This is a genomic window from Kitasatospora misakiensis (genome assembly GCF_042656005.1).
Taxonomy (GTDB): domain Bacteria; phylum Actinomycetota; class Actinomycetes; order Streptomycetales; family Streptomycetaceae; genus Kitasatospora; species Kitasatospora misakiensis.
This window is the reverse complement of the sequence record NZ_JBHSOF010000005.1, coordinates 217,561-226,605: the sequence shown is the minus strand read 5'-3', so window position 1 is coordinate 226,605 and position 9,045 is coordinate 217,561. Positions and strand designations below refer to the sequence as shown.

Genomic DNA, 9,045 nt, shown 5'->3' with positions numbered 1-9,045 from the left:
GGGAAGCGGACGTCATAGGTGTCGACGGCGGTGATCCGCGCGGTGGTAGTGGACAAGGGGATGCCTTTCACGCGTTGCGGGAGGTCTGGCGCAGGGCCACGTCGGCCAGGGTGCCGGTGTTGATGCGATGGCTCCCATCAAGACATCGGATGAATCAATGATGCCATGACCTTACGAGTCAAGCGTGACTGCCGCAAGAAGTCCTCTGACCTTTACCCGTCGATCCCCTCTGGTCTCCTCAGTTATGTTGACCTAACGGCCTGTTGGTGGTCGGTGTGGTGAGTGTACAAGCCTGGCGTCTTCCGGCTCGTGAAGTCCTCGGCGCCACAATCCATCCGATGACTGCCGCGCGGAGATCCTGCGAGGACGGAGGCCCTGTGGGGACGGGGCCCCTGTGGCGGGGCCCCGTCCCGTCGGTCCACGGTCAGTAGCCGTAGATCGTCTTGTAGGCGACCTCGGGCAGGAACTGGCCGGCGCTGGAGCCCGCGCCGACGCCGCAGTTGCCGTCGGACTCGCCGGGCACCTTGATCCACAGCAGCATCTCGGCGCCGCCGCCCCAGTTGCTGGGGGCCCCGATCCGCCGCCCCGCCGGGTTGCACCAGGCGCCGTTGGATCCGTTGCCGTTGCGGCTGGTGTCGACGATGAACGGCTTGGTGAAGCCCTTGATCGACTGCAGGGTCGCGTTGACGGCGTTGCCGTAGGAGAGGTTCTCCCCGGTGGTGATGTAGTTCGACACGTTCAGGGAGAAGCCGTGGGCGCCGGCCACCCCCGCCGCGGCCAGGTGCCGGGCCATGGTGTCGGCGTTCAGCCAGCGGGGGTTGCCGGCGTCCAGGTAGACCCACGCGTTGGGTGCCTTGGCCCTGAACTGGGCGATGGCGTCGTTCAACAGCCCGTTGCGCTCGGAGATCTGGCCCGGGGTCATGCAGCTCTCGTCGCCGAGCGCGTCGGGTTCGAGGACGACCACGGCCTGCCGGCCGCCGATGCCGGCGGCGAAGTCGGCGATCCAGGCGCGGTAGGCGGCGGCGCTGCCCGCCCCGCCGCCGGACTGGCCGGCGCAGATGTCCCGGTTGGGGATGTTGTACGCCACCAGGATCGGCCGCTTGCCGGCGGCTGCGGCCGCGCCGGTGAAGTTCCCGGTGGCCGCCCCGATGGCGCCGCTCCAGTTGCCGAACCAGCGCCCCATCGGCACGTTGGCGATCGACGACTGGATCGCGGCGGCGCGGCCGTCGCCGCGGTGGGAGTTGACCCACTGCTGCGCACTGGAGTCGGGGTCCACGTAGAAGTCGCTGGCCAGGGTACCGGTGGTGCTGGTGGCGCCGGTGCCGGCGGTGGTGGCGGCGTGGGCGGGAGCGGGGTTGAGCGAGAGCAGGACGGCGGTCAGCGCGGGTGCCACGAGCAGGGACAGCCGACGGCTCGATCGGTGCATGGGGGTTCCTCCGCTGCGGGTGGGGGTGCGGGTGGGGGCGGACGGTGACGGTCGGGCACCGCCGGGCGGATGGGGCCGACCGGCGCGGTGCCGACCGAATGTTTCGATACGGTCACCGAATGTTGCCGGAAACATAGAGCGGTCCTGACGCACGGTCAAGAGGTCCGGCGGGACCGGGATCGCTCTCCCGCGGGCCGGCATCCGCCCGCTCGACCTCCGAAAGATCGTCAGGCGATCGAAACTTTCGAAGTGAACTCGGGTGAGCGGCATCCCCGTGAGACCAGCTGACCCCCTCGGCCGCCGAACACGGGTGGCCGGCCTCCCCGCCCTACTGCGTCAAGCCGCCCTACTGGGTCAGGCCGAGTGTCTGCGCGCACCAGATCGTCTTGCCGGTGGTGGTGTGCCGGGTGCCCCACCCCTGGGTGAGCTGGGCGACGAGCATCAGGCCCCGGCCGCCCTCGTCGAAGGCGCGGGCCCGTCGCAGGTGCGGGGTGGTCTCGCTGCCGTCCGAGACCTCGCAGATCAGCTCGGTGTCGCGGATCAGCCGCAGCCGGATCGGCGGCTCGCCGTACTTGATGGCGTTGGTGACCAGCTCGCTGACGACCAGTTCGGTGACGAAGGAGTCCCCCTCCAGTCCCCAGGCGGCCAGCTGCTCGACGGCGAACTGCCGGGCCGGCGGCACCTGCGAGACGTCGGGCTCGACGTGCCAGTCGGCGACGCGGTCGGGGGTCAGCGGGTGGGTGCGGGCGAGCAGCAGGGCGGCGTCGTCGGTGCGGTGCTCGGGGAGCAGGGCGGCCATCGCCGTGTCGCAGAGGGCGTCCAGGGAGGCGGCCGGCTCGCTCAGCACTCGGAGCAGTTCGGTGATCCCCTGCTCGGTGTCGCGCTCGCGGCTCTCCACCAGTCCGTCGGTGTAGAGGGCGAGCAGGCTGCCCTCGGGCAGCTCGACCTCGGTCGCCTCGAAGGGCAGTCCACCGATCCCGAGCGGCGGCCCCGGCTGGACGGACAGTGCGGTCCTGGTGCCGTCCGGCGCGATGATCAACGGCAGCGGATGGCCCGCGCTCGCCATCGCGCAGCGGCGCGAGACCGGGTCGTAGACGGCGTACAGGCAGGTGGCCCCGGCCTCGCCGGTCGACTCGAAACGGCTTTCGGCGTGGAGGTCGTCGGGCAGGTGGAGGACCAGGTCGTCCAGGTGGGTCAGCAGTTCGTCCGGCGGCAGGTCGACGTCGGCCAGGGTGCGGACCGCCGTCCGCAGCCGGCCCATGCTGGCCGAGGCGTGCAGGCCGTGCCCGACGACGTCGCCGACGACCAGCGCGACCCGGGCGCTGGACAGCGGGATGACGTCGAACCAGTCGCCGCCCACGCCCGCGCCGGCCCCGGCGGGCAGGTAGCCCGAGGCCACCTCGATCGCGTCCTGGCGCGGGAGCCGCTGCGGCAGCAGGCTGCGTTGCAGGGTGAGCGCGGTCGTGTGCTCGCGCGAGTACCGGCGGGCGTTGTCGATGGCGACGGCGGCCTTGGCGGCGAGCTCCTCCGCGAGGATCAGGTCGTCGGCGGTGAAGGCCTCCGGCCGGTCGCGGCGGGCGAACGCGACGACGCCGAGCACGGCGCCGCGCGCCAGCAGCGGTACGGTGATCCGGCCGGTCAGCCCCTGTGCGGCGATGGACTTCTCGATCTGCGGGGTGCCCGGGGGCCAGTGCGCGGGGTCGGCGGCGAGACCTGGTCCGAAGGCCCATTCACCGCCCTGGCTGGGCTCGGCGGCGAGCTGGACCATGGACCTGCCGGTGGCCATGCAGCGGGCGGCGACGGAACCGGGGGAGTAGTTGACCGGCGTCGCCGGTCCGGGAGGCCGGCCGGGGTCCTCCTTCGCGCCGTGGTGGGCCGTGCGGCTGAGCGTGAGGGTGCCGCCGCCGGCGAGCTCGGCGGAGGAGGGCGGCTCGTCCCCGCGCAGCACCTCGTCGAAGAGGTCGACGGTGACGGTGTCGACGAAGCCCGGCACCGGGGTGGTGGCCAGTTCCCGGGCGGTGCCGACCACGTCGAGGGTCTGGCCGATGCCGCTGCTGGCCTCGTTGAGGATGAGCAGCCGCTGGCGGGCCCAGTACTCGGCGCTCATGTCGAAGCCCCAGTTGGCGACCGCGCGGACTCTGCCCTCGGCGTCCCGGACGGGCCAGATGCTGGTGGCCCAGGCGTTGGCGTAGTCGCTGCCGAGCGGGCGGAAGATCGTGATCAGACGCGCGGGCGTGCCCGTCCTGGCCACCTCGGAGAGCTTGTCGGTGTACGCCATGCCTTCGGGTTCGGGGAACAGCTCGCGGTACTTCTCACCGAGCACCTGCGCCTCCGAGTGGGCGATCACCCGGCTGGCGGCGGTGTTCATCCAGAGGAACCGCAGGTCGGGGTCGTAGACCCCCAGGGCGAAGGGGCACTGCTCGAAGGCGCGGTCGGCGATCACGGGGCGGCGTCCCCAGCGCTGGACCGTCAGCACGCGGTCCGGCCCCCGGCCGCCGGCGCCGTCCAGGGAGTGGGCCGTCACCACGGCGTCCACCGTGGAGCCGTCCCGGTGGCGCAGCGTGATCAGGCCGGTGGGGACGGTGCCGGTGGGGACGGTGCCGCCGCTCCCGGTCCCGGGCGGGGGATCGACCAGCAGGTCGGTCACGGGCCGGCCGACGGTCTGCTGCGCCGTCCAGCCCAGTAGCAGCAGCCCGCCCTCGCTCCAGCCGCGCACCACGCCGTCCGGGTCGACCACGACCACGGCGGTGGGCGCGTCCTGGACGACGGCAGTGGGTGGGTCCTGCTCGCCGGCCGTCTCCATGCGCGCCTCCGTCCGGGCAGCCGTGCACGCCGGAGGGGTTCCGGCTCCCGGCTCCAGCCTAGGTCCGGCCCCCGCCGCGCGCGCTCCCAGCGGCGGGGGCCGACCGTCACGGCACGATGACCAGCTTCCCCCGGGTGCGGCCGGTCCGGCTGGCGTCGAAGGCCTCGCCGGTCTGCTCCAGCGGGAAGGTCCGGGCCACCTCCACGGTCAGCGCGCCGCGGTCGGCCATCGCCGCGAGTTCGGCCAGCAGTGCGCCGTCCGGGCGGACCCAGATCCAGTGGCCGCCGTGCTGCGAGACCCCCGGGTCGGCGATGGAGACGTGCCGCCCGCCGTCGGCGAGCACGGCCAGCGTGGTCTCCAACTGGCCGCCGACGAAGTCCGCCACGGTCGAGACGCCGCCGGGCGCCAGCGCGCGGACCCGGTCGGTCAGGCCGTCCCCGTAGCTCACCGGTTCGGCGCCCAGCTCGCGGAGGAACCCGTGGTTGCGCTCCGAGGCGGTGCCGATCACCCGGGCCCCGCGGTCGCGGCCGAGCTGCACCGCGAGGCTGCCCACACCGCCCGCGGCGCCGTGCACCAGCAGCACGTCGTCGGGGCCGACGCCGAGCCGGTCCAGGCTGCGCAGCGCGGTCAGGCCGGCCAGCGGCAGCCCGGCGGCCTGCGCCCAGTCGAGCGAGGCGGGTTTGCGCGCCACCGCGGGCGCGGCGACCGCGACGTACTCGGCGAAGGTGCCGGCCTGCACCACGTCCTTGCGGGCGTACGCCATCACCTCGTCCCCGGGCCCGAACTCGGGCGTGTCGGGGCCGGTCCGGACGACCACGCCGGCCACGTCCCAGCCGGGGACGACGGGGAAGACCGTGTCCATCAGGCCGTCCAGACCCCCTGCCATGACCTTCCAGTCGACCGGGTTGACGGAGGCCGCCCGGACCTGGATCAGCACCTGGCCCGGTCCCACCTTGGGGTCGGGCACCTCGTCGTACCGCAGCCGGGAGTTGTCGGGGGCGTACGAGTCGTAGGTCACCGCGCGCATGACCGGACCTCCAGAGAGCCGAGGGGGCAGTTCTCGCGCACCGCCCCGGTGGGCGGGCGCCGTCGGCCACGCTATGCCGAGGGCGGGCGCCCGGCACCCGGACGCGCCCCGGAGCGTGCCGTAGGTTCTGATACGGGTTCTTTCGCACGGGGCGCCTGCATGACGGCCGGTCAGCCCCGCTGCCGGCGCCCGATCGTCTTCCGGGTCCGGTCTTCAGGTCGAGACATGGGATGAATCGGGGGATGTCCGGCCTCCGAGTCCCGGGAGGGGACCCCGGGATTCGGCGAACTTCCAGCTCCTGCACGAAGGCTCGCGGGGCAAGGGCTGTGGATCTCTTCCCGGACATGGGATCATTTGCTACGTTGGCGCCGTGTCCCTGACTGACAAAGCCATCGCCCGCATCCGCGAGATGGTCCGGGAGGGCGAACTGCCCCCCGGCTCGAAGCTGCCCCCCGAGCAGCAGCTCGCGGCGGAGCTCGGCCTGTCCCGGAACCTCATGCGCGAGGCGGTCAAGACGCTGGTCGTCGCCCGCGTCCTGGAGATCCGGCGCGGCGACGGCACCTATGTGACCAGCCTGGCGCCCGGCCTGCTGCTGGAGGGGCTCGGCGGCGCGGTCGAACTGTTGCAGGGGGACACCGTCCTGGAACTCACCGAGGTGCGCAGGCTCTTCGAACCCGTCGCCACCGCGCTCGCCGCCACCCGCGTCACCGACGAGGACCTCGCCGAGATCGAGAGCCACCTGGCGGCGATGCGGGACGCGCAGGGCGACGTGGAACTGCTGACCGAGCACGACGCCGCCTTCCACCGCGCGGTGGTCCGCGCCACCCGCAACGAGACCCTGGCGACGCTGCTCGACCACATCTCCGGACGCACCCTGCGCGCCAGGGTCTGGCGCGGACTGGCCGACGCCGACGCGGCCGGGCGGACCGTCGCCGAGCACGAGGTGATCCTCCGGGCCCTCGTCGCCCGCGACCCGGACCTCGCCCGGGCCGCCGCCCTGATGCACATCAACACCACCGAGCGCTGGCTGCGCGACCACCTGGCCGAGGGGGACCGCGTCCCCACCGGCCCCGGAGCGCGGCCGAACCACCTCCCTGCCTGATCGCCCCGGACGGCTTCGTCCCCGCCCGGCCCGACCACGAGCGGACACCCGCGACCGAGGAGTCCTGACGTGCGGACACCGTCTCCCGGACAGCGAACGTCGCGGCACCTCCGGTACCGCCCCCTGACGTCCTTCTTCCGGCCCGAGCCCCACCATGCCGAGCCCCACCACGCAGAACACCACCGTGCCGAACCCCATACCGCCCGCCACGCCCACGACGCTGATGATCGGAATGACACCGTGCTGACAGACACCCAGCAGAACTCTGCGGAAACGCTCTGGTACACGCGTCCCGCCGACGGCTTCCTGGAGGCGCTGCCGCTCGGAAACGGCCGGCTCGGCGCCATGACGTACGGAGGCGTACGCACCGAGCGGATCGAACTCAACGCCGACACCCTGTGGTCCGGCGGCCCCGGCCCCCGCGACCGGGCGGGCGCCGCCGACCACCTGCCCGCCCTGCGGGAGGCGGTGCGCGACCGTGACCACGCCGGCGCCAACGCCCTCGCCGTCGCCCACTTCCAGGGCCCCGACGGCGAGGCCTACCAGCCGCTGGCCACCGTCCTGCTGACCTTCCCGTCGCTCGGCGAGGACGGCGAGGACGGCGCGGCCGACTACCGGCGCGCCCTGGACCTCGACGAAGCCGTGCACACCGTGTCGTTCGCGGCGGGCGGAGTCCGGTACCGGCGGGAGAGCTTCGTCTCCGCCCCGGCGGGCCTCCTCGCCGTCCGCCTCACCGCGGACGCCCCCGGCGCCCTGACCTTCCGTACGAGCCTGGAGACGCCCCACCCGGACACGGCCACGGCCGCCGACGCGGCGGCGCTGTCGGTCAGCGGGCGCGCCCCGGCGGGCGTTGCGAGCTGGCAGGGCGGCACGCCCACCGTCTACCGGGACGGCGAGGGTACGGGCTTCGCCGCCGCGATACGCGTGCGGACGGTCAACGGCAGCACCCGCGCCGTGGACGGCGGGATCGAGGTCACCGGTGCCGACGAGGCCGTGCTCCTGCTCTCCGTCGGCACCGGGTTCCAGGACTGGCGCAAGCGCCCCGACGGCCCCGGGACGGCGCTCGCCGAGGCCGGCCGCCGGCTCGACGACGCCGAGGGCACGGACTACGACACGCTGCGCGCCGCCCACGTCGCCGACCATCAGCGGCTCTTCGGCGCGGCTTCTCTCCGGCTCCCCGGCGCGGGGCAGGCGGCGGAGCTGCCGACCGACGAGCGCCTCGCCGCCGCCAACGCGGGCGCCGCCGACCCGGGGCTCGTCGCCCAGCTGTTCGCCTACGGCCGCTACCTGCTCATCGCCTCCTCCCGGCCCGGTACCCAGCCCGCCAACCTCCAGGGCATCTGGAACGCGCACGTCACCCCGCCGTGGAACTCCGACTGGACGTCGAACATCAACCTCCAGATGAACTACTGGCTCGCCGAGAGCACCGGCCTGGCCGAGTGCCATGAGCCGCTGTTCGACCTCGTCACGGACCTCGCCGAAGCCGGGCGCTCCACCGCGCGGGCCTACTACGACGCGCCGGGCTGGTGCTGCCACCACAACGTCGACATCTGGCGCGCCACCAACCCGGTGCTGGGGTCCCCCTCCTGGGCCCACTGGCCGATGGCGGGCCCCTGGCTGGCGGCCCACCTGTGGGACCACCACCTCTTCCACAACGACCGCGCCTTCCTCGCCGACCGCGCCTACCCGGTCATGCGCGAGGCCGCCCGGTTCCTCCTCCACCTCCTGGTCGAGGACGCCGACGGCACGCTGGTGACCAGCCCGTCCACCTCGCCCGAGCACCACTTCCGGCTCCCGGACGGCAGCCTCGCCGCCGTCTCCGCCGGCTCCACCATGGACTACTGGCTCGCCGCCGAACTCCTCGACAACACCGTCGCCGCGGCCCGCGAGCTCGGGGTGGACGACGAGTTCGCCGAGGAACTGACGCGTACCCGCGCCCGGCTGCGCCCGCCGGCCCTCGCCGCCGACGGCCGCCTGCTGGAGTGGCAGGAAGACTTCCCGGAGGAGGACCCCGGCCACCGCCACCTCTCCCACCTCTACGGCCTCTACCCGGGCAGCGCCGTCGACCCGCTCGGCGACGACACCCTGCTCGACCCGGCCCGCCGCGCCCTGGACCGCCGCCTGGAGCACGGCGGCGGCGGCACCGGCTGGAGCCTCGCCTGGGTCGCCGCCCTCGCCGCCCGCCTGGGCGACGGCGCCCTCGCCGGGCACGCCGTCGAGCGCCTGCTCGACACCTCCATCGCCCCCAACCTCTTCGACCTGCATCCGCCCCAGCTCTTCCAGATCGACGGCAACTTCGGCATCACCGCCGCCATCGCCGAGGCGCTGCTGCAGAGCCACAACGGCACCCTGCGGCTGCTGCCCGCCCTGCCGCCGTCCTGGCGGGACGGCGAGGTCCGCGGCCTCCGCGGGCGCGGCGGGCTGACGGTCGGCCTGGACTGGCGCGGGGGCCTGCTGACCGGAGCCGAACTGCGGGCCGACCGGGACGTGACGGTCGACCTCTACCTGCCCGAGCGCCCGGGCCGGCCCGTGCTGACCGACGAGCGGGGCAACCCGGTCGAGGCCACCGTGGTCCGCTGCGACGAGCGGCGCCTCCGGGTCCACCTTCCGGCCGGCAGCCGCCACCTGCTCTCCTACCCGGACCACCCGGAGGCGGACAGCGGGCGGTGAACGGGCGGCGCCGCCGC

Annotated in this window: 5 protein-coding genes; 2 read left to right on the top strand and 3 right to left on the bottom strand. The window is 73.8% G+C overall.

All coding sequences use genetic code 11. The annotated features are described in order from the left end of the window. Window positions 1–424 precede the first annotated feature (424 nt). The 3 genes from ACFP3U_RS06950 to ACFP3U_RS06940 form a co-directional block, all read right to left on the bottom strand. Window positions 425–1,426, bottom strand: a complete 1,002-nt coding sequence (locus ACFP3U_RS06950; protein ID WP_380224335.1) for a glycoside hydrolase family 6 protein — start codon at window positions 1,424–1,426, stop codon at window positions 425–427. A gap of 346 nt (window positions 1,427–1,772) precedes the next feature. Then, on the bottom strand, window positions 1,773–4,229 hold the full coding sequence (locus tag ACFP3U_RS06945) for a SpoIIE family protein phosphatase (protein WP_380224333.1): 2,457 nt from the start codon (window positions 4,227–4,229) through the stop codon (window positions 1,773–1,775). A gap of 106 nt (window positions 4,230–4,335) precedes the next feature. Next, a complete protein-coding gene (locus ACFP3U_RS06940) occupies window positions 4,336–5,256 on the bottom strand; it encodes an NADP-dependent oxidoreductase (protein ID WP_380224331.1) in 921 nt (306 codons plus the stop codon). A 370-nt stretch (window positions 5,257–5,626) separates the two neighbouring features. Between ACFP3U_RS06940 and ACFP3U_RS06935 the strand changes: the two genes are divergently transcribed. Both ACFP3U_RS06935 and ACFP3U_RS06930 read left to right on the top strand, forming a co-directional pair. After that, a complete protein-coding gene (locus ACFP3U_RS06935) occupies window positions 5,627–6,358 on the top strand; it encodes a FadR/GntR family transcriptional regulator (RefSeq protein WP_380224330.1) in 732 nt (243 codons plus the stop codon). A gap of 240 nt (window positions 6,359–6,598) precedes the next feature. Continuing rightward, a complete protein-coding gene (locus tag ACFP3U_RS06930) occupies window positions 6,599–9,028 on the top strand; it encodes a glycosyl hydrolase family 95 catalytic domain-containing protein (protein ID WP_380224328.1) in 2,430 nt (809 codons plus the stop codon). The last annotated feature ends 17 nt before the right edge of the window (window positions 9,029–9,045 follow it).

What these genes read in the sequence shown, in the direction of transcription:
- ACFP3U_RS06950 (WP_380224335.1), bottom strand. Translation starts at nt 1,426, where the DNA reads ATGCACCGATCGAGCCGTCGGCTGTCCCTGCTCGTGGCACCCGCGCTG.
- ACFP3U_RS06945 (WP_380224333.1), bottom strand. Translation starts at nt 4,229, where the DNA reads ATGGAGACGGCCGGCGAGCAGGACCCACCCACTGCCGTCGTCCAGGAC.
- ACFP3U_RS06940 (WP_380224331.1), bottom strand. Translation starts at nt 5,256, where the DNA reads ATGCGCGCGGTGACCTACGACTCGTACGCCCCCGACAACTCCCGGCTG.